The sequence below is a fragment of the Pseudomonas sp. GW822-FHT04C11 genome (assembly GCF_058800905.1).
Genome location: NZ_JBXAMS010000009.1, coordinates 83,489 through 105,789 on the forward strand (window position 1 = coordinate 83,489; position 22,301 = coordinate 105,789).

The window sequence follows — 22,301 nt, forward strand, 5'->3', positions numbered from 1 at the left end:
CCCCACCCGACGGGGTGAGGCTGGTTTGAAACGCGTACCGCTTACAAGAAAATGAACTTGGCGATAAAGATCGCGCACAGCACCCAAAGACTGATGGAAATTTCCTTGTGTTTACCCGTACCGGCCTTGAGCACCACGTAGGTGATAAAGCCCAGCGCGATACCGTCGGCAACCGAGAAGGTCAGCGGCATCATGATGGCCGTGACGATCGCCGGAATGCTGTCGGTGGCTTCACTCCATTTGATGTGCTCCAGGCCGCTCATCATCAGCATGGCCACGTAGATCAGCGCACCGGCGGTGGCGTAAGCGGGGATCATGCCAGCCAGCGGCGCGAAGAACATCGCAGCAATAAATAGCACACCTACGGTCACTGCGGTAAGACCGGTACGACCACCGGCGGCCACACCCGCGGCACTTTCCACGTAACTGGTGACTGGCGGCACACCGACCATCGCCCCGAACACGCTCGACGCACTGTCTGCTTTCAATGCTCGGGAGAGGTTTTCGATCTTCCCGTCCTTGCCGACCAAACCTGCCCGTTGCGCCACGCCCATCAAGGTCCCGGCGGTATCGAACATGTGCACGAAGAGGAACGCCAGCACCACGCTGATCATGCTGACGTTGAACACGCCGGCGATGTCCATGGCCATCCAGGTCGGTGCCAGGCTCGGCGGGGTCGACATGATGCCGCTGTAGTGCACCAGGCCCAGACCCCAACCGGCGAGAGTTACGGCGATGATGCTGATCAGGATTGCACCGAACACGCGGTGGTAACTGAGTACGGCAATCATCAGGAAGCAGACGGCGGCCAACAGCGGACCAGGGTCACGCAGATTGCCCAGCTTGATCAGCGTGGCCGGGCTGGCGACGATGATACCGGCGGTTTTCAGGCCGATGATCCCCAGGAACAAGCCAACGCCTGCGCCCATGGCGAAGCGCAAGCTCACCGGAATACTGTTGAGCAGCCATTCCCGTACGCGCGATAGCGTCAGGAACATGAACAGCACACCGGAAATGAACACCGCGCCCAGTGCCGCTTCCCAGTGGTAACCCATGGTGCCGACTACGGTGTAGGTAAAGAAGGCGTTCAAGCCCATGCCTGGCGCGAGGCCGACGGGCCAGTTGGCGTACAGACCCATCAACAGGCAACCGAGCGCAGCCGCGATGCAAGTCGCGACGAAGGCGGCGCCGTGGTCGATCCCGGCGTCCGCCATGATGTTGGGGTTGACGAAGATGATGTAGGCCATGGTGATGAAGGTGGTAATACCTGCGATCAACTCGGTCTTCACCGTGGTGCCATGCAAGCTGAGTTTAAAAATGCGCTCCAGCCAGCCATTGCGTAACGGCGGCGAGAGTTCCAGCGTCGAGGCTTCGGATTTGCGGCTTTCCACAGCGAGTACTCCTCAAGAGTTTTATTGTTATTTCCAGAGCCGGACACATGAGGTGGGCAGCGGCTCTTTGAGGTACTTGCGAATTTGTTGACCGCTTGGTCAGGAACTCGCACGAAACGGATTATGCTTTTGTATACAAATAAAGCAAATAATGTTTTTGATTTTGTAGACGAAAAGTCTGGAGAGAAAGCTATATGCAGGGGATAGGGCTGTTCCGTAGCGGCTGGCGAAGCCTGCGTTCGAGCGCGCAGCGGTCGTAAAATCCAACTCAACTCTATGGTTTATCGGGGGGAACCCTACGACTGCTTCGCAGCCGAACGCAGGCTTCGCCAGCTGCTACGAAAGCGTGGTTTAGCGGTTTTCGCCCAGCGCTTTGTTCACCGCCAACCAGCCATCCACCGCCGCCTCGCCAGCCTCGGCAAACACTCGCTCAAGCAATTTCACTTGCTCACGCCGCAGCGACTCCTCGAACCGCGCGCCGTCGACGGTCAGCTCCAGCAGGCGTTTACGCTTGTCGGTCGCTGACGCCACGCTGTCCACCAGGTGCATTTCCACCAACTGACGCAGCGGAATGTTCAGCGCCTGCTTGCTCACACCGAGTAGTGCGAGCAATTCCTTGACGCTCAGGGCTGGGTAGCGGGCGATGAAAAACACGATGCGCTGATGCACGCGGCTCAAACCGCGCCGCTCAAGCATTTCGTCGGCTTTGGCAGTAAAGGCCTGGTAGCCGAAGAAGAACGCTTCCATGGCGGTTTGCTGGGTGCTTTGGTTTTTAAGGTCAAGCATATTGACGTATCTGCTCGCGCTGTCGTAATTTCGGTCAAGTAGTTTGACTTAATTTCCTTGGCCTTCGCTACCGGTGACCCCCATGGCTTTTTCCGAACGTGTCTCGCGCCTTAAAAGTTCTTTGATTCGTGAAATCCTTGCCGCGGCTCAGCGCCCGGAAGTGATGTCGTTTGCCGGTGGCCTGCCTGCCGAAGCCATGCTGCCGAAGGTCGAGTGGGCTGACATGCCGTTGTCCATGGGCCAATACGGCATGAGCGAAGGCGAACCGGCATTACGCGAAGCGCTGGCGGCTGAGGCCCGGGCCTTGGGCGTACCGTGTGAGGCGAGTCAGGTGTTGGTGGTCAGCGGCTCCCAGCAAACCCTGGATCTGGCGGCCAAGCTGTACATCGACAAAGGCACCGAGATCATGCTCGAAGCGCCGACCTATCTGGCGGCGCTGCAAATCTTCCAGCTGTTCGGCGCTGACTGTCTGACCGTGCCGCTGGAGGCTGACGGCCCGAACCTGAATGAGCTGCGCGCGCGCCTGGAAAAACATCACCCGGCGTTCATCTATCTGATCCCGACGTTCCAGAACCCCTCGGCCGTGCGCTACAGCGAAGCCAAGCGCGATGCAGTGGCAGCGTTGCTCGATGAATTCGGCGTGACCCTGATCGAAGACGAACCCTACCGTGAACTGACCTTTGATGGCGGCAGCGCGACGCCCATCGTCAGTCGCTTGAAGAAGGCCAGCTGGATCTACACCGGCACCGTGTCCAAGACCTTGCTGCCTGGCTTGCGCGTCGGCTATTTGATCGCCAGCCCGGACCTGTTCCCGCACCTGCTGCGACTCAAGCAATCGGCTGACTTGCACACCAACCGTGTTGGCCAATGGCAGGCGTTGCAATGGATTGGCAGCGAGAAGTTTCGCGATCACCTGAGTGAGCTGCGGGACTTCTACCGGGTTCGGCGTGACGCCTTCCAGTTGGCACTGGAAACCCATTTCTGCGATCTGGCCGAGTGGAGTGTACCGCAAGGCGGGCTGTTTTTCTGGTTGATCCTGAAGCAGCCATTGGACACCCGGACCTTGCTGAACGAGGCGTTGGCGCAGAACGTGGCCTTTATGCCGGGGGAGCCGTTCTTCTCTGAACCGGACAACAATCCGGGGCATCTGCGGCTGAACTTCAGCCACATCGATCCGGCGCGGCTGGACGAAGGGCTTAAACGATTGGCTGGAGTAGTGCGTCAGGCACAGGCTGCTCAGGCTGCGTGAGGGAAGGTTAAAAACCAATAAACCGGCGAATGAGCCGGTTTATTTTTTCTGAGTTTTACGGTATCTGTGCGGGCCTCATCGCGGGCAAGCCTTGCTCCTACGGATGAGGGGCGTCCGCAAATGTTGTGATCACCGCTGCCTTTGTAGGAGCAAGGCTTGCCCGCGATAGCGCCCTCAAAAACACCACAAAACCATCAGGCTGTCGCGAAGCGCTTGTCCAGATAATCAATGATCACCTTGGATTCATACATCCAGGTAGTCTGGCCATTCTCTTCGATACGCAGGCACGGCACCTTGATCTTGCCGCCTTGCTCAAGCAGGGTTTGGCGATCCTGTTCGTTGTTCTTCGCATCACGCAAAGCCACCGGCACATTCAGGCGGCGCAGGGTGCGGCGGGTTTTCACACAGAACGGGCAGGCGTGGAACTGATACAGCGTCAGGCCTTTCGCTACGTTTTCGACCTGGGCCTGAGCGGCAGCGGGGCGCTTCTTTTTGCTCGGGCGGGTGAGGAAGTCGATGAAAATGATCAGCTGGCCGAGGCCGACACGAAGCGCTTTTACTAACACGGTATAAGCCTCACGGGCGAATGAAGAAAGGCGCGCAGCTTACCTGATTTTTCACAGGCGAAAAAAAACCGGCGATGAATGCCGGTTTTCTTCGTACAGCGATTACTTGATCAGGCTGAGAAACTCGCTGCGGGTCGCCGCGTTTTCGCGGAACTCACCAAGCATCACCGAGGTGATCATCGACGAGTTCTGTTTCTCTACACCGCGCATCATCATGCACATGTGCTGGGCTTCGATCACCACCGCCACGCCCAGGGCGCCAGTCACTTGCTGGACAGCCTCGGCGATCTGCCGGCTAAGGTTTTCCTGGATCTGCAGGCGGCGGGCGTACATATCGACGATCCGCGCGACTTTCGACAGGCCCAGCACCTTGCCACTCGGGATATAGGCCACGTGGGCCTTGCCGATGAATGGCAGCAAGTGGTGTTCGCACAACGAGTAGAGCTCGATGTTCTTGACCAGCACCATTTCGCTGTTGTCGGAGCTGAACAAGGCACCGTTGGTGACTTCTTCGAGCGTCTGCTCATAACCGCGGCAAAGGTACTGCATGGCTTTGGCGGCACGCTTCGGCGTGTCGAGCAGACCTTCGCGGGTGGCGTCTTCGCCAAGCTGGCCGAGGATCGCCGTGTAATTCTGTTCCAGGGACATGAAACTACCTGTGGGATTTTACGCAAAGGGCAAGGGTACGGCGGCGGACACGGCGCTGCAAGCGTAGCGCATCAGCTTTACTCGTCGCGACCTTCCATCATGGTCCGTTTGAGCATCACATAAACCGCTCCGGCACCGCCGTGTCTGGCCTGGCACGAGGTGAAGCCAAGCACCTGCGGATGCTGGCGCAGCCACGTGTTGACGTGACTTTTGATCATCGGCCGCTTGCCGTCCAGGCGTACAGCCTTGCCGTGAGTCACGCGCACGCAGCGGATTTCGAATTTTGTTGCTTCGGCGAGAAAAGCCCACAGCGTCTCGCGGGCTTTTTCGACGGTCATGCCGTGCAGGTCGAGGCTGCCTTCGAACGGGATCTGCCCGACCTTCAACTTGCGCATCTGGCTTTCCTGCACGCCGTCACGCGCCCACATCAGCTCGTCTTCCGGACCGACATCGATCACGAACTGATCGGACAGACCGTCAACGGTGGTGGCATCGGTGCGCACGGTGGCGGCTTGACGCAGCTTGGCGATGTGCGCGCGGTCAGCCTTGGGTTTGCCGGTTTCGGCGCGATCGTGCTTGATCGGCTTGACGCCTTGGATCGCGCTTTTGAACAGGGAAAAATCGTCGTCTTGCATGTCAGCCTCCGCGAAGGGCGGCCAGTTTACCCAAGTCGAGGTGAATCGGGCGCGTCAAAACGCAACGCGCGCCACTCAGTCATGTTTTTTCATCAAATGCGGAGCCAGGTTCAGCTCACGCGGTTGGCGCATCCGGCGACGGCAGCGACGCCACAACGCGACACCGACATACAGCAGCAACAGGCCAAGCGCCAAGACCACCGCGGCGCCGGCCGGGCTGGTGTTCAACTCGCCAAGAGCCGGCGGGTGGCCCAACAGGCTGGCGGCACCGGCCAGCGCCAGAAACACGCCGAGGGTTGCCAGCAGCGCGGAAAATGCCGCACCAAAACGATAACGCCAGTTGCGCGGGCCTTTGGGCCGCAAGCGGCGAGCGTCAAAACCATCGGATTTCTTCATTCCGACCTTCCTCAATGGGTATCGGCCCTTCGACCGGGAGTTGACCGGGTGGTTCCTGAGGCTAAGGCAATTGCGGGGAATGAGCGGTTTTTGCGGATGAGCGGCTGCGTTGGCCGCTCATCAAGCGCTTGATCAGATCAGTTCCTGAGTCTGGGCGAGGGTCGCGAAATTGTCGGCCATGATCGCCATTTCAGTCTGCTGGACATGTTCGGCGCTGAGGACGCCACCTTTGAAAGGCAGGTCCCGGGTGGCACAGGCGTCTTCGACCAGGGTGCAGCGAAAGCCCAGGTTCTTGGCGGCGCGCACGGTGGTGCTGACGCTGGAGTGACTCATGAAACCGCAGACGATCAGGTCCAGCGAGCCGAGGTCTTGCAGGCGTTTTTCCAACGGGGTGCCGTGGAACGCACTGGGCAGCAATTTACCGATGACAGTTTCGTCAGCCAGTGGCTCAAGGCCCGGGATGAATTCACCGCGTTCGCCTTGTGGGTCGAACAGGCCACCGACGGTGCCGAGGTGGCGTACATGGACGATCGGCCGACCCGCCTTGCGGGCAGCCGCGAGCAGTTGCTTGATATTGTCGACGGCGGCGTCCATGCCGGAAAGGGCCAGGGGGCCGCTCAAGTATTCTTTCTGGGCATCGATGATCACCAGCGTCGCATGGGCCAGATTGGCCGGCGCGTAACCACGACCGCTGAGTTGAAACATCGTTTTTGGAACGGACATTCTGGGGCTCCTTCGAGTGGGGCTTTTGCGACATTGTCCTCTGGCTGAGCGCTTCTGTGAATCGCTACCATCGTAGGCACCGTCGTTGCTGGCCTGCAGCCTGTCAAGAGCTGAGCAGATGTTCAATCAAAAGCTGAAAATCAGGATCAATCCTACATCCGTCCGGTGATTTTCTTGCGTCGTCGGGGCGGGTTTAGGCTGTTAGAATCGCCAGTCGTTTTTTCAGGAGTTTGCCCCGTGATCACTTCCCGCCTGCGCACCTTGCGCGACCACATTCGTTGGGCTGTCAGCCGTTTTCATGGGGAGGATCTGTTTTTCGGCCATGGGACCGACAACGCCTGGGACGAAGCCCGTCAACTGGTGTTGGGGGCGTTGCACCTGCCGTGGGAAATCGCCGATAGCTACCTGGACTGCCGTCTTGAAGACGACGAACTGGTCAACCTGCAGCGCTTGCTCAAGCGTCGAATCGAGGAGCGCATCCCGACGGCTTACCTGTTGGGCGAAGCCTGGTTCTGCGGGATGTCGTTCATCGTTGACGAGCGTGTATTGATTCCGCGTTCGCCGATTGGCGAACTGATCGAAAAACGTTTCGAGCCGTGGCTGGGCGCCGAGCCTGCACGGATTCTCGACCTGTGCACCGGTTCCGGTTGCATCGGCATAGCCTGCGCCTACGAGTTCCAGAACGCTGAAGTGGTGTTGGCGGACCTGTCTTTCGAAGCGCTGGAAGTGGCCAATCAGAACATCGAGCGCCATGGCGTCGATGAGCGCGTGTACACCGTTCAGGGCGATGGCTTCGACGGTTTGCCAGGGCAGCGTTTCGACTTGATCGTGTCCAACCCGCCTTACGTTGATGCCGAAGATTTTGCCGACATGCCGGACGAATACCAGCATGAGCCCGAACTGGGTCTGGCCTGTGGCGACGATGGTTTGAACCTGGTGCGGCGCATGCTCGCCGAAGCGGCGGATCACCTGACCGAGAAGGGCTTGCTGATCGTTGAAGTCGGCAACAGCCAGGTGCACGTCGAGGCGTTGTACCCGGAAGTCGATTTCGCCTGGCTGGAATTCGAGCGCGGCGGTCACGGTGTGTTCATGCTCAGCGCCGAGCAATGCCGCCAGCATCAGGCGTTGTTCGCTGCCAGGGTTTAATGTGGTGAACGTGGCGAGGGAGCTTGCTCCCGCTGGGCTGCGCAGCAGCCCCCGACCTTGTTTTCTCAACGATGAGGTAACAGGATTGCGAGCGCTTCGCGCTCGAGCGGGAGCAAGCTCCCTCGCCACAAGAGCCTCAGCAAGCTCCCTTGCCACAAGAACCACAGCAAACTCGGGTTTTTAGCGGTGCGTAGCAATCCAGATCAGCAGTCCCGCCTGGAACACCGAAAACGCCACCAGACAGGTGATGGTGAAACGTAGCCCGGTGTCCTCGCGTTTGTATTTGCTGACTTTCTCTTCCTGCTTTTGCAGTTTGACTTCCTGCTCCGCCAGATTCTGCTCGGCTTGCTGCAGCATCTGCGCGGCTTCGAGGATTTCCACGAATTGCAGTTTTTCGGAGTTCCAGTCGCCGAGCAGATCGCCGACCTTTACCTCTTTGACGCTGCCCTTCAAATGCTGGGCGTCGGCGTAGACCACGTCAAAGCCATGCACGCGCAGGAAGTGGTCGCGGCGCAGGCGGGTGTCTTCGTTGAGGGCGTCCTTGTTGTTCAGGTCAGCACCGTCGACGGTGTAGCTCGACCACTTTTTCTTCGCCCACGTAATGCCTTGAGCGGCCAGAAAACGGCCAATGCCACGGTTCAGCGGTTCAATCTGCAGACCGCTGTCGGGACCGAAGTGCACGCGACGGTTCTCATGATCGACCCAGACGTCCAGGTGGTTCTGTTCTTTGCGCACCCGTTGACCGGGCAGTGAAATGCTCATGCGCAGCAGGCTGCGTTCTTTGCTGTTGCGCTCGGCATAACCGAACTCGACAAAGCGCAATGGCCGCCCACCGGTCGCTCGATCGGTTTTCAGCGGCGCCAGGCGAAGCATCTTGTGGTGCTCGGCCTGGACGTCCGACCACGGCAGGTCGACCACTTCAGTGGCGGTGGTTTGCGGCGCAGTGTCGGGTGAATTCTGGGTATCAGTCATAACGGCGAGATCCTGTCCAAGCCCTGCTTGGCGGCAGCCAATGGGCTGCCGACACAGGCTTATCGGCCGTTTTTTCCAGGACTGGAGGGTAAAACCGGCTTAACTGGCGCGAAGTCCGTCAATAAAGCTCAGGATGCTCGAGCCGAGTTCGACAGCGAGGGGCAGTTGCGGGTCTTTGTAGGAGGCCAATTGCCGTTTGATGTCATTGGGCACGATACGCATCACGTGGTTCATGCCTTCGATCAGCGCCAGTTGGGCATCCGGTTTCGCCGCTTTGAGCATCTGTGCGTCACCGACACCGACCTGCATGTCGTTGCTGCCCTGGATGATCAGCGCCGGCATTTTCAATTTGGCGAAAGCCGCTGCCGGGTCCTGGCGAAACAGGCTGATCAGGTACGGTTGCACGCTGGGACGGAAGATCACCTGCAGCGGCGTCGGAACATGTTCATCGACATGTCCGGCCTTGAGGCTGTCCAGCAGCTCATTGCTGCGCAGCAGCAGATCGGGAGGCATTCGATTGCTCAATTGTTGACGCAAGACCTGATCTACCGGACGGGCGCTACCGGACACGGAGATTACTGCGGCGGCATCGACTTGCGGAGCGGCGAGTGTGGCCACCAGTGCACCTTCACTGTGCCCGAGCAGAATCAATGGCCCCATACGCGGGTCGGACTTGAGTTTCTGGCCCCAGGCCACGGCATCGGCAACGTAGGCCTCAAGGGTCAGATTGCGTTCATCCGGGGTCGCTGCGAGGCTGGCCGCCACGCCGCGTTTGTCGTAACGCACGCTGGCGATGTTGTGTTTGGCCAACACCCAGGCCAGGCGCTTGAGGCTGTCGTTGTTGCCGCCTTCCGGGTTATTGCCGTTACGATCAGTCGGGCCCGAGCCGGAAATGATCAGCACAACCGGCACCGGGCTGTCGGACTTTGGCAGCAACATCGAGCCGAAAAGCTCACCGCTGCCGGTATCCAGACTGATTGGCCGTTGCAGTACAACAGAGGCCTGGGCTGCATTGGAAAGCAGGCCAGTAAACAGGGTAAGGCTCAAGGCAATAACTCGCAGCATCATCACGCCATCATTCAGAAGGTGTCGGTTGGACTTGCAGGCACCGATAAGGTTCGAGGATGAACTAGTTGGATAGCCTGCGTATACTCGCCGACATTACATTTTCAGGTTGAGTCACTCAGCGAATTCACGGAGCGCCCTGCATGTCCGGCAATACCTACGGCAAGCTGTTCACTGTCACCACCGCGGGCGAAAGCCATGGTCCGGCGTTGGTCGCCATTGTCGACGGCTGCCCGCCGGGCCTTGAGCTGTCCCTGGAAGACTTGCAGCGTGATCTGGACCGCCGCAAGCCCGGCACCAGCCGCCACACCACCCAGCGTCAGGAAGCCGACGAAGTCGAAATCCTCTCTGGCGTGTTCGAGGGCCGCACCACCGGTTGCGCGATTGGCCTGCTGATCCGCAATACCGACCAGAAGTCCAAGGACTACTCGGCGATCAAGGACCTGTTCCGCCCGGCCCACGCTGACTACACCTATCACCACAAATATGGCGAGCGCGATTACCGTGGCGGTGGTCGCAGCTCGGCGCGGGAAACCGCCATGCGTGTGGCTGCGGGGGCGATTGCGAAAAAATACCTGGCGACCCAGGGCATCGTCATTCGCGGCTACATGAGCCAGCTCGGGCCTATCGAAATCCCGTTCAAGACCTGGGACTCGGTCGAGCAAAACGCCTTCTTCAGCCCCGACCCGGACAAAGTGCCAGAGCTTGAGGCCTACATGGATCAATTGCGCCGCGACCAGGATTCGGTCGGCGCGAAGATCACCGTAGTCGCCGAAGGCGTGAAGCCTGGGCTCGGCGAACCGATCTTCGACCGTCTCGACGCCGAACTGGCCCATGCGCTGATGAGCATCAACGCGGTGAAAGGCGTGGAAATCGGTGCCGGTTTCGCCAGTGTCGCCCAACGCGGCACCGAACACCGTGACGAAATGACCCCGGAAGGTTTCCTCAGCAACAACGCGGGCGGGATTCTGGGCGGCATCTCTTCGGGGCAACCGATCGTTGCGCACCTGGCACTCAAGCCAACGTCGAGCATCACCACGCCGGGCCGTTCGATCGATATCCACGGCAACCCGGTGGACGTTGTTACCAAGGGCCGTCATGACCCTTGCGTCGGCATCCGCGCCACGCCGATTGCCGAAGCGATGATGGCCATCGTCTTGATGGACCACTTGCTGCGCAATCGTGGGCAAAACGCCGACGTGCGCGTCAGCACTCCGGTGCTGGGCCAGCTGTGAAGCCATGCCCTGACGTCGCCGCGGTCTGACGGCCGTGGCGGCGCTTCCATACTGGCGGTTGTCCAGCTTCTATCTGTTCTATTTCGCCTTGCTCGGTTCGACCGCGCCGTTCCTGGCGCTGTACTTCGATCACCTGGGGTTTTCCAGTGCGCGCATAGGCGAACTGGTGGCGATCCCGATGCTGATGCGCTGCGTCGCACCGAATATCTGGGGCTGGCTCGGTGACTACACCGGCCGGCGCCTGGCCATCGTGCGCTTCGGCGCGATCTGTACGCTGCTGACCTTTTCGCTGATCTTCGTCAGCAAAAGCTACGCCTGGCTGGCGATGGTCATGGCGCTGCATGCATTCTTCTGGCACGCGGTATTGCCGCAGTTCGAGGTCATCACCCTCGCGCATTTGCAGGGCCAGACTTCGCGCTACAGCCAGATCCGCTTGTGGGGATCGATCGGTTTCATCATCACCGTGGTTGCGTTGGGGCGGCTGTTTGAATGGTTGAGCCTGGACATCTACCCGGTGACGCTGGTGGTGATCATGGGCGGGATAATCATCAGCAGCCTCTGGGTGCCGAACGCCCAGCCGGCGCAAGGCAATCGGCTGGCGGGCGAGGGCTTTCTCAAGCAACTGCGCAGCCCCGGCGTGTTGGCATTTTATGGCTGCGTGGCACTGATGCAGATGAGCCATGGGCCGTATTACACTTTTCTGACCCTGCACCTTGAACACCTCGGTTACAGCCGCGGCGTGATCGGTATGCTCTGGGCGTTGGGAGTGGTCGCCGAAGTCCTGATGTTTTTGTTCATGAGCAAGATCCTTGGGCGCTTCTCGGTACGCCGGGTGTTGATGGCGAGTTTCCTGCTGGCGGCGTTACGCTGGCTGCTGCTCGGCTCGTTCGCCGAATTCCTGTGGGTGCTGCTGTTTGCGCAGATTCTGCACGCGGCGACCTTCGGCAGTTTTCACGCCGCGGCCATCCATTTCGTGCAACGTAGCTTCGGCGCACGCCAGCAAGGGCAGGGCCAGGCGTTGTACGCGGCACTGGCCGGCACCGGCGGAGCGTTGGGCGCGTTGTATTCCGGTTACAGCTGGAATGCCCTGGGCGCTACATTGACCTTTAGTATTGCCAGCCTCGCAGCGTTCGCTGCAGCCGTTATCATTGCCACACGTATGCAAGAGGACAGGCCATGAGCCTTACCCGTGAACAGCTCGCCCAGCAAATCATCGACGCCGGGCGTTTTTTGTATGGCCGAGGCTGGTCGCCCGCCACCAGCAGCAACTATTCGACGCGACTGTCGGCCACTGAAGCCCTGTTGACCGTTTCCGGTAAACACAAAGGGCAGTTGGGGATGGATGACGTGCTGGCCACGGATATGTCGGGCAGCAGCCTGGAACCGGGCAAAAAGCCGTCTGCCGAAACCCTGCTGCACACCCAGTTATATAATTGGCGTGCCGACATCGGTGCGGTGCTGCACACCCATTCGGTCAATGCCACGGTGTTGTCGCGGCTGCTGCAGGGGCCGGTCATTACGTTTGAAGACTACGAACTGCAAAAAGCCTTCAGTGGGATCTCGACTCATGAGTCCAAGGTGCGGGTGCCGATCTTCGACAACGACCAGGATATCGAGCGCCTGGCGTCCAAAGTCCAGCCATGGCTCGACGACCATCCCGACTGTGTCGGTTACCTGATTCGCGGTCATGGCCTCTACACCTGGGGCCCGAAGATGAGCGATGCGTTGCGGCAGATCGAAGCGTTTGAGTTCCTGTTTGAATGCGAGCTGAAAATGCGCGCGTTGATTAACCGTTAAGGCCTACTTCACCTGAAGTCGCCAACCGCCTGATGAAACGCGTTGCCTGACCGGTCTGTAAAAGCCGGACGGCAGCGCCGCTAACGAGGAATTGCCAGCATGAGCAGCCTGTCCGTTTACCACGTTTCAAGCCCGGACCTGCCGAACAAGGTCCTGACCCACTTCGACGATATCGCCTCGACCCTGGCCGAAAAAGGTGTGCGCTTCGACCGTTGGCAAGCCGCGGCGAAGATCCAGCCCGGTGCCAGCCAGGAAGAAGTGATTGCCGCTTATCAGGTGCAGATCGATCAATTGATGACCGAGCGCGGTTACATCACCGTCGACGTGGTCAGCCTGAACAGCGATCACCCGCAAAAAGCCGAATTGCGTGCCAAGTTTCTGGAAGAACATCGTCATGGCGAAGACGAAGTACGATTTTTCGTCGCGGGCCGTGGCCTGTTTACTTTGCACATCGACGACTACGTGTACGCCGTGCTCTGCGAGAAAAACGACCTGATTTCGGTGCCCGCCGGTACTGCACACTGGTTTGACATGGGCGAGCACCCGCACTTCGTGGCGATTCGGCTGTTCAACAACCCCGAAGGCTGGGTGGCCAACTTCACCGGCGACGACATCGCCAGCCGCTTCCCGCGTCTCGAGGACTGATGGCATGACGATCAAAGCCATTCTCACCGACATCGAAGGCACCACCAGCGCGGTGAGTTTTGTGTTCGAGGTGCTGTTTCCCTACGCCGCCAAACATTTGCCGGACTTTGTCCGTCAGCAGGCGCAACGGGCCGACGTAGCCCGGCAGATCGACGCCGTTCGCCAGGACAGCGCCGAACCTGGCGCTGACGTCGAGCGGGTGATCGAAATCCTGCTGGGCTGGATTGCCGAAGACCGCAAGGCCACGCCACTCAAGGCGTTGCAAGGGATGGTCTGGGAGCAGGGTTATCAGGCCGGGCAGTTGAAGGGGCATGTTTACCCGGACGCAGTCGAGGCGCTGAAACGCTGGCATCAGGCCGGTTATCAACTGTTCGTTTACTCGTCCGGTTCGATCCAGGCCCAGAAGCTGATCTTCGGTTGCTCCGAGGCCGGTGATTTGACGCCGCTGTTCAGTGGCTACTTCGACACCACTTCGGGACCCAAGCGTGAGGCGCAGTCCTATCAGCGCATTACTCAAGCCATTGGCTGCGAGTCTGCGCAGATCCTGTTTCTCTCCGATATCGTTCAAGAACTGGATGCCGCCCGTGAAGCCGGCATGGCCACCTGCGGACTGGTACGTGATGGCGGTGAGCTCGCCGGGCATCTGAACGTCAGCAGCTTTTCGCAGATCGATCCCGCCACGTTCTGAGTCGCTACGGCTGACTGCAACACACGCGGTCAGCCGACTTTCCATCACGAACTAACATCACGACCAACGCACGTCTGTAGGACGTGTAGGAAGTTGCCTGTTGATAAGTCGGCCATGCCTGTTTGTGGTTTTCCTTACTTGTTTAATCTTGTCCCTGTGTAACTCTTCGGCCCTTAAGTTTGTTCGCTTACCCAGGCACTTTTCGCGCTTGGCAATGGTGCGGACTCCTGGTGAGAGGGCTAAGGATGAAAACACCAAAGCGACAGCGTCCGGATCCGGCAGGCAAACCGCTGAGCGAAAAGGAACTGGAGATTCTGTATTGGGCCAAGGCCGGCAAAACGGTGTGGGAAATCAGTGTGATTCGGGACATTTCCGAGGCGACGGTGAAGTTTCACCTGAGCAACATCTACTCCAAGCTCGAAGTCACCAACCGTGCCCAAGCGGTCGGCGAGGCGGTTAATCGTGGCTTGTTGAGCTGAGCTCAAAACGCACTCAGGCCGTGCAGCGCAAGGCTTGCACGACCTGAAAGGTTTGAACGGTTGAAGCTTATCTCGAGTGATAGGTCGGCAAGGCGAAACGCTGCTGGCTTTGCAGCATTGAAATCTGCGGCAGTTCGCTGGCCTGTTCGGCCAAGTCACGGCGAATGGCACTGATTACCCAGGACAGTTGATCGCCGGCGTGCAATTGAGCGTAGGAAATCGAGCGTTTGAACACTCGGCCATCGCTGCTATTGAGCGTCAGCAGAATACCGCCGTCAGGGCGTGCTTGCGTGGTGACGTCGAAGTTGGAGAACAGGGACGAAAATTTTTCCTGGATCAGGCTCATGTCGATCAGCTCCGTTTGCACTTGAATGGCAAGCATGGAGTGATAGGTGCACTGATTGTGCCATTATGAGATTTTATAAAAACTGTTATAAATCAATAGTATAGAAAGTTAGTAATTTTTTGGCATCGTGCATTTTGCATGAATGGCCATCGTGCATCCTGCATTTTGCGTGTTTGCCGCAGTATCGACCCGGATACAAAACATTTCAAAAACCGCGTGTACAGCGACACAAGCGCGGGCGTACTTTTTGGCTTGAATCGACTCTTCCACGTTTGTTTTTATCTCTAACCAGAGGTTATCTGCCGTCTCTGATTCGGGGATGAAGTTGCCTCAACATCTGCGACCAAATGTTCACCCGACAATAACAAAACAGGCCTGGCATCAAGGGCCGAACGGGAGCAACCATGAGTCTCGCGTCAAACGACATGATCACCTGGGGCATGATGCTCCGTAAGTTGCCGTCCATTGCCAAGGCCCTGCCACGGGTGGTCAAGGGGCTGAAAGTCGCCAATGTCAAACAACCGGATCAACCCTGCGGCCTCGGTTGGAGCTTCGAGCAAGCGACGCAGCGTAATCCCGATGGCCTGGCGCTGCTGCAAGGTGAGGTCAGACTGAGTTATGCACAGGTCAATCAGTGGGCCAACCACATTGCTCACTACCTGATTGCCCAAGGCATTGGCAAAGGTGATGTGGTCGGGATCTTCATCGAAAACCGCCCGGAACTGCTGATCACAGTGTTGGCGGTGGCCAAGGTTGGCGCGATCAGCGCCATGCTCAATACCTCGCAAACCCGACAGGCGCTGGTGCACAGCGTGAATCTGGTGGCTCCGGCGGCAATCGTGGTGGGCGAGGAGTTGGTCGAGGTTTATTCGGCGATCCGCGAGCAGGTTGCAATCGATACCGCGAGAACCTGGTGGGTGGCCGATCAGGACACTTCCCGTGATCCCGGTTCGGTGCCCGCAGGCTTTATCAACCTGATGTGCGTCAGCGCCGATTACCCGAGCGACAACCCGCTCAGCAGTCAGCAGGTGTACCTCAACGACCCTTGCTTCTATATCTACACCTCCGGCACGACCGGGTTGCCCAAGGCCGGAGTGTTCAAGCATGGCCGCTGGATGAAGACCTCCGCCAGTTTCGGGTTGATCGCGTTGGATATGACCCCCGACGATGTCATCTATTGCACCTTGCCGCTGTACCACGCCACGGGGTTGTGCGTGTGCTGGGGCTCGGCGATTTGCGGGGCGTCGGGCTTTGCCATTCGGCGCAAGTTCAGCGCCAGTCAGTTCTGGAACGACGCGCGCAAATACCAGGCGACCACCATCGGCTACGTCGGCGAGTTGTGCCGTTACCTGATCGATCAGCCGCCGAGCACCGTCGACTGTGATAACGCGGTGCTGAAGATGATCGGCAACGGGCTGCGCCCCGGCGTCTGGAGCGAGTTCAAGCGGCGCTTCGGGGTCAATCACATTTGCGAGTTGTACGCCGCCAGCGACGGCAATATCGGTTTCAGCAACATCCTCAACTTCGACAACACCATCGGCTTCTCACTGATGTCCTGGGCGCTGGTCGAGTACACCCACGACAGCTGCACGCCAATCCGCAACAGCAAGGGTTTCATGCAGAAAGTCGGTAAAGGACGGCAAGGCCTGTTGCTGGCAAAGATTGATGACAAGGCGCCGTTGGACGGCTACACCGACCCGCAGAAGACCGAAAAAGTTGTGCTCCACGATGTCTTCGAGAAGGGCGATCGCTACTTCAATACGGGTGACTTGCTGCGCAGCATCGGTTTTGGTCATGCACAGTTTGTCGACCGCCTCGGCGATACCTACCGCTGGAAGGGCGAGAACGTGTCGACCACCGAGGTCGAGAACATCCTCTTGAAACACTCCCACATCGCCGAGGCGGTGGCCTATGGCGTCGAGATCAACAACACCAACGGCCGCGCCGGCATGGCTGCGATTACCCCGGCTGAGTCCCTGGCGACCCTGGACTTCAGCGAGTTGCTGAGCTTCGCCCGCCAACACCTGCCGGCCTATGCAGTGCCGTTGTTTTTGCGGGTGAAAGTGAAAATGGAGACCACCGGGACCTTCAAGTACCAGAAGACCCGCCTCAAGGATGAAGCCTTCGATCCGCGCAAAACCGGCGAAGATCCAATCTACGCCTGGCTGCCGGGCTCGGACACTTATGTGCAGGTCACCGAACAGGTACTGGCGGATATCCACGCTGGCAAGTTCCGTTATTGATTCTGGCTATGGCCGGACGAGAGAAAAAAGGAGTGACAGGTGTCAGGCCGCTTAAGGAAACTAGCGGCTTTGCGATTGACCGAATGTGGAGTCCCCAATGACAGACAAATCCCGCCAGATGACCCCGGAAGAAGCCGCGGAGTTTGCCGAGCAGGTGTTCAATAAGGCACGTGATGGTGACGCGGCGATGCTCGCCGCACTGCTGAGCAAAGGCCTGCCGCCGAACCTGCGTAACCACAAGGGCGACACCTTGCTGATGTTGGCCGCCTATCACGGCCACGTCGATGCAGTGAAAGTGCTGCTTGAGCACAAGGCCGATCCAGAGATTCGCAACGAAAATGGCCAAAGCCCGATTGCCGGCGCGGCGTTCAAAGGCGATCTGGCAGTGGTGACCGCCCTGGTTGAGGGTGGCGCCGAGGTTGAAGGTTCGTCCTTTGACGGCCGCACCGCGTTGATGATGGCCGCGATGTTCAATCGCAGCGCAATCGTCGACTACCTGATCAGCAAAGGTGCTGATCCCAAGGCCAAGGACGCCAACGGCATCAACGCCCTGGACGCGGCCAGGACCATGGGCGCGGCAGATACCACGGCGCAGTTGCAGAAGCTGCTTGGCTGATCCCGAACCCTGTGGCGAGGGAGCTTGCTCCCGCTGGGGCGCGAAGCGGCCCTGAATCCTGAACCCCGGTTGTATCTGATACTCCGAGTGTTTCTGATTACGACTGCTTCGCCCGAGCGCGGACCGGCCGGCGGGAGCAAGCTCCCTCGCCACAGGTTCGCGCTTGACCTCGGGCTCGGTATCCATTCGCGAATGCGCTATCCTTCGCGCCCTCAAATTTCCCTCGCTACAGGATCCGCCCATGAAAGCCGCACTCATCGAACTCATCAGCAAAATCAGCTCCGGCTGCATGAGCGAGGCGGAAATTGTGCAGATCGCCGATGAAGCCGCCCAGGCCTATGCCGATCCCGAGGCGTTTCTGGCGGCCAACCCGGACATCAACTACGACGACACTTTCCCGATCCCGCTGGGTGAATGGGTGGTAGTCGGCAGCCTGCCGGAAACCGTGCTGTTCCAGGCCGACACCTACATGGACCTGTTTGAGCAGATCGTTGCGTCTTTCGGCCCGGGCGTGACGTTCAACATCAAGCCCAAGCAACTGGCCAAGACCGAAGCGTTGACTGCACTCAACCGCATCCAGATCCAGATGGGCAGCATGAACCCGGAAAACGGCGGCTACACGCTGATGAACTTCAGCCAGCTGCTCGATGACGAGATTCAGGTCGTGCTGGTCTATGGCAACGATGTCCCACGGGTGCTGGAGTTGTGTGCGCACATCGGGATTGCCGCGGCACCGTCGCTGGAAGCGCTGAAAGTGGCGATCCACGTTTAAGGCCATTACGGCGCCAACCGTAATAAATCGGAGCCCTTGTCAGGCCCGACTATCCTAAGGGGGAAATTCTTCTCCTGGGAGCGACACCATGGGTTCCACCTTCAATGGCCTGGTTGGCCTGATCATCCTCGCGCTGGATATCTGGGCGATCATCAACGTGCTTAAAAGCGGTGCAGAAACCGGGATGAAAATCATCTGGGTGCTGCTGATTCTCCTGCTTCCGGTGCTGGGCCTGGTTATTTGGGCAATTGCGGGCCCCCGGGGCAACGTACGGTTCTAACCCCCACACCATGACCCTGTAAGCAAGGCTTGCCCGCGATGAACATAACGCGGTTTGGCTGAAAAACGCGGAGTCTGCATCGCGGGCAAGCCTTGCTCCTACGCCGAAGTATGGCCAGCCGTAACGTGAGGTTCGACCTGTCATGTTCGGCGACGTAGAATGCGCGCCTTTCCGTGGACAATCGCCTGCCCAGCGCCTGCGATTGTCCATCATGGGCGGGTAACCGTCCGTTGCCACCAGCATTCACCGGGGGACTTCCCATGAGCACCACCAAGACAAGCGAGTACCTGGAAACCCTCTACGAAGGCTACGGCCAGCGTTTTCGCATGGAAAAACTGCTGCACGAAGTGCGCACCGAGCACCAGCACCTGGTGATTTTCGAGAACCCGCGCATGGGCCGGGTCATGGCGCTCGACGGTGTGATCCAGACCACCGAAGCCGACGAGTTCATCTACCACGAGATGCTCACTCACGTGCCGATCCTGGCTCACGGCTCCGCCAAGCGCGTATTGATCATCGGCGGTGGCGACGGCGGCATGCTGCGTGAAGTGGCCAAGCACCGCAGTGTCGAACACATCACCATGGTCGAAATCGACGGCACCGTGGTCGACATGTGCAAGGAATTCCTGCCGAATCACTCCAAAGGTGCGTTCGATGATCCACGCCTGAACCTGGTGATCGACGATGGCATGCGTTTCGTCGCCACCACCCAGGAAAAATTCGACGTGATCATCTCTGACTCCACCGACCCGATCGGTCCGGGTGAAGTGCTGTTCTCGGAGAACTTCTACCAGGCCTGCCGCCGCTGCCTGAATGAAGGCGGTATTCTGGTGACCCAGAACGGCACGCCGTTCATGCAGATCGAAGAAGTGAAAACCACCGCCGGGCGCTTGCGCAGTCTGTTCCCGGACTGGCACTTCTATCAGGCTGCGGTGCCGACTTACATCGGCGGTGCCATGACGTTTGCCTGGGGCGCGACCAACACGGCGTACCGCAAGCTGTCGCGCGAAACCCTGAGTCAGCGTTTTGCCGGCAGCGGCATCATCACCCGCTACTACAATCCGGAAATCCATATTGGCGCATTCGCTCTTCCGCAGTACGTGCTGCAAGCGGTGAACAAGCCGAGTAATGATTAAGCCGGGCTGACCGAAAAGGGCCGAGAGGCCCTTTTTGTGTTTCCAGATATACGTTGCACGAAATTTTCACAAACACTCCAAGACAATTCACCCACGCCGATTTAACGCTCAACCCCCTGTGACCCTTGTTCCAGAGCCCTGGAAGCCAGGCTTTGGGGGGGTGTTTGCCAGTAATGAATGGTAATGCCGCGAGTGATCGTGCAACATTTGCGCATCGCGCACGCTCCCGGCCACTTCCTGCAAGTAATCGCAACGGAGGGCAGGGCGCCGCAACATCTTTGAAACTTCAACTTCCAATGAGTCCTATAAACGACATGGCTAACCCGGACGCCCTTAGTCAGCAGCGAGCTTCGAATCGCTTGCTGCAACCGACCGTCAAATCGCATCTGGCGTACACACTGCTCTGTGCCGTGGTCATGATGGCAATGCTCTCCCTGCTGCGCGTTGCGCTGCTGGTGTACAACCGGGAGATGATCCTCGACACACCCGCCTCAACCTTCCTCGAAGCGTTCGCCAACGGCTTGCGTTTCGACCTGCGCCTGGTGGTCTACCTCAGCATTCCACTATTGCTGTCCCTGTTCAGTGTCCGGGCGATGGCTGCCCGTGGTCTGTTCCGGTGCTGGCTGACCATTGCCTCGAGCATCGCGCTGTTCCTCGGCCTGATGGAAATGGACTTCTACCGTGAGTTCCACCAGCGCCTCAACGGCCTGGTCTTCCAGTATGTGAAGGAAGACCCGAAAACCGTCATGAGCATGCTCTGGTATGGCTTCCCGGTCGTCCGTTATCTGTTGGCCTGGGCCGTTGGCACCTGGTTGCTGAGCCTGGCGTTCAAGGGCGCCGACCGTGCAACCCGCCCACGCGGCCCGTTCAGCGGAGGCGCAATCAGCACCCGTCAGGTAGCCCCGTGGTACGCGCGCATCGCGGTATTCGTGGTGTGCCTGTTGATCTGCGTCGTGGCTGCCCGTGGCACGTTGCGTCAAGGTCCGCCGCTGCGTTGGGGTGACGTTTACACCACCGAGTCGAACTTCGCCAACCAGTTGGGCCTGAACGGCACGTTGCAATTGGTTGCTGCTGCAAAGAGCCGCATGTCCGAAGAGCGCGACAACATCTGGAAGCCGACGATGGAACAGTCCGTGGCCCAGAAAATTGTCCGCGATATGCTGGTGATGCCGGACGATAAGCTGGTTGATGCCGGTATCGCTGCGGTACGCCGCGATTACACGCCACCGGCCGACAAGACGCTGCCGATCAAGAACGTCGTTGTGATCCTGATGGAAAGCATGGCCGGTCACTCGGTCGGTGCCTTGGGCGCGCCGGGCAACATCACGCCCAACCTCGATAAACTGTCGAAAGAAGGCCTGTTGTTCGACCGCTTCTTCTCCAACGGCACTCATACCCACCAGGGTATGTTCGCCACCATGGCCTGCTTCCCGAACCTGCCAGGTTTCGAATACCTGATGCAGACCCCGGAAGGCAGCCACATGCTGTCCGGCCTGCCACAGTTGCTCAGCGCCCGTAACTACGACGATGTGTACGTCTACAACGGTGATTTTGCCTGGGACAACCAGTCGGGCTTCTTCAGCAACCAGGGCATGACCAACTTCATCGGGCGTAACGACTACGTCAACCCGGTGTTCTCCGACCCGACGTGGGGCGTGTCCGACCAGGACATGTTCGACCGTGGCCTGCAGGAACTCAAGGCGCGCGAAGGCAAGCCGTTCTACGCGCTGCTGCAAACCCTGTCCAACCACACTCCCTATGCCTTGCCGACGCCATTGCCGGTCGAAAAAGTCACTGATCGTGGCAGCCTGAACGAGCATTTGACGGCCATGCGTTACGCCGACTGGGCGTTGGGGCAGTTCTTTGAAAAGGCCCGTAAAGAGCCGTACTTCAAGGAAACCCTGTTTGTCATCGTGGGCGACCATGGTTTCGGCAACGAGCGTCAAATCACCGAAATGGACCTGGGCCGCTTCAACGTGCCGATGCTGATGATTGCACCGGGCATCCAGGAAAAATTCGGTCAGCGTGACCACACCGTGGGCACTCAGATCGACATCGTGCCGACCATCATGGGTCGCCTCGGTGGCGAAGTGCGTCAACAGTGCTGGGGACGAGACCTGCTCAACCTGCCGCAAGGCGACACCGGTTTTGGCGTGATCAAGCCATCGGGTACTGAACAGACCACGGCCATCGTCACGGCTGACCAGATCCTGATTCTGCCGAAGGAAAAGGAAATGGATCCGAAGATGTACCAGTACCAACTGGGTGCCAACCCGCATGCCGAAATCATCCCGAATGCACCGCGTACCGCTGAGCTGAAGCTCAAGCTGGAAGCGTTCCTGCAAACCGCGACCAAGAGCTTGCTGGATAACACCGCGGGTGTGACCGAAAGCATGCAGACCAAGTAAAACGTCAATAAAAAAGAGGCCCGCGAGGGCCTTTTTTTTCGTCTGCCGAATCTGTCGGCGGGCGGTTGAACCTTGCCGA

The 22,301-nt window shown here is 58.9% G+C and carries 24 protein-coding genes; 14 read left to right on the top strand and 10 right to left on the bottom strand.

Features of this window, described 5'->3' with window-relative positions:
* Nucleotides 1-41 precede the first annotated feature (41 nt).
* On the bottom strand, nt 42-1,391 hold the full coding sequence (locus AC1RJ3_RS16610; protein WP_493079528.1) for an NCS2 family permease: 1,350 nt from the start codon (nt 1,389-1,391) through the stop codon (nt 42-44).
* Nucleotides 1,392-1,742: 351 nt separating this feature from the next.
* Nucleotides 1,743-2,177 carry a MarR family winged helix-turn-helix transcriptional regulator gene (locus AC1RJ3_RS16615; protein ID WP_347927709.1) on the bottom strand — a complete coding sequence of 145 codons (435 nt, stop codon included), beginning with the start codon at nt 2,175-2,177 and terminating at the stop codon, nt 1,743-1,745.
* An 82-nt stretch (nt 2,178-2,259) separates the two neighbouring features.
* Here AC1RJ3_RS16615 and AC1RJ3_RS16620 point away from each other — a divergent pair, with 82 nt between their 5' ends.
* Nucleotides 2,260-3,426, top strand: coding sequence for an aminotransferase-like domain-containing protein (locus AC1RJ3_RS16620; RefSeq protein ID WP_493079529.1), 1,167 nt, complete (start codon nt 2,260-2,262; stop codon nt 3,424-3,426).
* A gap of 194 nt (nt 3,427-3,620) precedes the next feature.
* Here the strand turns inward: AC1RJ3_RS16620 and AC1RJ3_RS16625 are convergent, their stop codons facing one another.
* The 5 genes from AC1RJ3_RS16625 to AC1RJ3_RS16645 all read right to left on the bottom strand — a co-directional run bounded on the left by AC1RJ3_RS16625 (nt 3,621) and on the right by AC1RJ3_RS16645 (nt 6,394).
* On the bottom strand, nt 3,621-3,992 hold the full coding sequence (locus AC1RJ3_RS16625; RefSeq protein WP_493079530.1) for a glutathione S-transferase N-terminal domain-containing protein: 372 nt from the start codon (nt 3,990-3,992) through the stop codon (nt 3,621-3,623).
* Nucleotides 3,993-4,094: 102 nt separating this feature from the next.
* A complete protein-coding gene (gene folE, locus AC1RJ3_RS16630; RefSeq protein WP_019693029.1) occupies nt 4,095-4,640 on the bottom strand; it encodes a GTP cyclohydrolase I FolE in 546 nt (181 codons plus the stop codon).
* 77 nt (nt 4,641-4,717) lie between these two features.
* Complete coding sequence (locus tag AC1RJ3_RS16635) at nt 4,718-5,275, bottom strand: Smr/MutS family protein (protein ID WP_019693028.1); 558 nt, start codon at nt 5,273-5,275, stop codon at nt 4,718-4,720.
* Nucleotides 5,276-5,350: 75 nt separating this feature from the next.
* Nucleotides 5,351-5,671: a hypothetical protein gene (locus tag AC1RJ3_RS16640; RefSeq protein WP_493079531.1), complete on the bottom strand. Its 321-nt coding sequence runs from the start codon at nt 5,669-5,671 to the stop codon at nt 5,351-5,353.
* Between the two features lie 132 nt (nt 5,672-5,803).
* Nucleotides 5,804-6,394 (bottom strand): cysteine hydrolase family protein, encoded by a 591-nt coding sequence (locus tag AC1RJ3_RS16645; protein WP_103315806.1) that lies wholly within the window; start codon nt 6,392-6,394, stop codon nt 5,804-5,806.
* 237 nt (nt 6,395-6,631) lie between these two features.
* Here AC1RJ3_RS16645 and prmB point away from each other — a divergent pair, with 237 nt between their 5' ends.
* Nucleotides 6,632-7,540 carry a 50S ribosomal protein L3 N(5)-glutamine methyltransferase gene (gene prmB, locus AC1RJ3_RS16650; RefSeq protein WP_427541508.1) on the top strand — a complete coding sequence of 303 codons (909 nt, stop codon included), beginning with the start codon at nt 6,632-6,634 and terminating at the stop codon, nt 7,538-7,540.
* A gap of 180 nt (nt 7,541-7,720) precedes the next feature.
* Here prmB and AC1RJ3_RS16655 read toward each other — a convergent pair whose 3' ends face one another.
* Both AC1RJ3_RS16655 and AC1RJ3_RS16660 read right to left on the bottom strand, forming a co-directional pair.
* Entirely contained in the window at nt 7,721-8,512 is a 792-nt protein-coding gene (locus AC1RJ3_RS16655) for a hypothetical protein (RefSeq protein ID WP_103315808.1), read from the bottom strand.
* A 99-nt stretch (nt 8,513-8,611) separates the two neighbouring features.
* The gene (locus AC1RJ3_RS16660) at nt 8,612-9,625 is read right to left on the bottom strand and encodes an alpha/beta hydrolase (protein ID WP_081013690.1); all 1,014 of its coding nucleotides are present in this window, start codon (nt 9,623-9,625) and stop codon (nt 8,612-8,614) included.
* A gap of 95 nt (nt 9,626-9,720) precedes the next feature.
* On the opposite strand from AC1RJ3_RS16660, the gene aroC reads away from it, so the two are divergent.
* From aroC to AC1RJ3_RS16690, 6 genes are all read left to right on the top strand, one after another.
* A complete protein-coding gene (gene aroC / locus AC1RJ3_RS16665) occupies nt 9,721-10,812 on the top strand; it encodes a chorismate synthase (protein WP_019693022.1) in 1,092 nt (363 codons plus the stop codon).
* A 34-nt stretch (nt 10,813-10,846) separates the two neighbouring features.
* A complete protein-coding gene (locus AC1RJ3_RS16670) occupies nt 10,847-11,992 on the top strand; it encodes an MFS transporter (protein ID WP_054593493.1) in 1,146 nt (381 codons plus the stop codon).
* Nucleotides 11,989-12,609 carry a methylthioribulose 1-phosphate dehydratase gene (locus AC1RJ3_RS16675; protein ID WP_429539832.1) on the top strand — a complete coding sequence of 207 codons (621 nt, stop codon included), beginning with the start codon at nt 11,989-11,991 and terminating at the stop codon, nt 12,607-12,609. The genes AC1RJ3_RS16670 and AC1RJ3_RS16675 overlap by 4 nt, the downstream gene beginning before the upstream one ends.
* A 99-nt stretch (nt 12,610-12,708) precedes the next feature.
* Nucleotides 12,709-13,254: a 1,2-dihydroxy-3-keto-5-methylthiopentene dioxygenase gene (locus AC1RJ3_RS16680; RefSeq protein WP_054593491.1), complete on the top strand. Its 546-nt coding sequence runs from the start codon at nt 12,709-12,711 to the stop codon at nt 13,252-13,254.
* A 4-nt stretch (nt 13,255-13,258) separates the two neighbouring features.
* On the top strand, nt 13,259-13,942 hold the full coding sequence (gene mtnC, locus AC1RJ3_RS16685) for an acireductone synthase (protein WP_493079532.1): 684 nt from the start codon (nt 13,259-13,261) through the stop codon (nt 13,940-13,942).
* Between the two features lie 245 nt (nt 13,943-14,187).
* A complete protein-coding gene (locus AC1RJ3_RS16690; RefSeq protein WP_054593490.1) occupies nt 14,188-14,421 on the top strand; it encodes a response regulator transcription factor in 234 nt (77 codons plus the stop codon).
* Nucleotides 14,422-14,488: 67 nt separating this feature from the next.
* On the opposite strand, the gene AC1RJ3_RS16695 is transcribed toward AC1RJ3_RS16690, so the two are convergent.
* Nucleotides 14,489-14,767 carry a DUF3509 domain-containing protein gene (locus tag AC1RJ3_RS16695; RefSeq protein ID WP_024264778.1) on the bottom strand — a complete coding sequence of 93 codons (279 nt, stop codon included), beginning with the start codon at nt 14,765-14,767 and terminating at the stop codon, nt 14,489-14,491.
* A gap of 404 nt (nt 14,768-15,171) precedes the next feature.
* Here AC1RJ3_RS16695 and AC1RJ3_RS16700 point away from each other — a divergent pair, with 404 nt between their 5' ends.
* The 6 genes from AC1RJ3_RS16700 to AC1RJ3_RS16725 all read left to right on the top strand — a co-directional run bounded on the left by AC1RJ3_RS16700 (nt 15,172) and on the right by AC1RJ3_RS16725 (nt 22,222).
* Nucleotides 15,172-17,010, top strand: a complete 1,839-nt coding sequence (locus AC1RJ3_RS16700) for a long-chain-acyl-CoA synthetase (protein WP_493079533.1) — start codon at nt 15,172-15,174, stop codon at nt 17,008-17,010.
* Nucleotides 17,011-17,107: 97 nt separating this feature from the next.
* A complete protein-coding gene (locus AC1RJ3_RS16705) occupies nt 17,108-17,626 on the top strand; it encodes an ankyrin repeat domain-containing protein (protein WP_054593488.1) in 519 nt (172 codons plus the stop codon).
* Nucleotides 17,627-17,867: 241 nt separating this feature from the next.
* Nucleotides 17,868-18,398, top strand: coding sequence for a hypothetical protein (locus AC1RJ3_RS16710; RefSeq protein ID WP_347927701.1), 531 nt, complete (start codon nt 17,868-17,870; stop codon nt 18,396-18,398).
* Nucleotides 18,399-18,486: 88 nt separating this feature from the next.
* A complete protein-coding gene (locus AC1RJ3_RS16715; protein ID WP_054593487.1) occupies nt 18,487-18,678 on the top strand; it encodes a PLDc N-terminal domain-containing protein in 192 nt (63 codons plus the stop codon).
* A 260-nt stretch (nt 18,679-18,938) separates the two neighbouring features.
* Entirely contained in the window at nt 18,939-19,814 is an 876-nt protein-coding gene (speE, locus tag AC1RJ3_RS16720) for a polyamine aminopropyltransferase (RefSeq protein WP_123580367.1), read from the top strand.
* A gap of 314 nt (nt 19,815-20,128) precedes the next feature.
* Nucleotides 20,129-22,222: an LTA synthase family protein gene (locus AC1RJ3_RS16725; RefSeq protein WP_347930075.1), complete on the top strand. Its 2,094-nt coding sequence runs from the start codon at nt 20,129-20,131 to the stop codon at nt 22,220-22,222.
* Nucleotides 22,223-22,301: the final 79 nt, after the last annotated feature.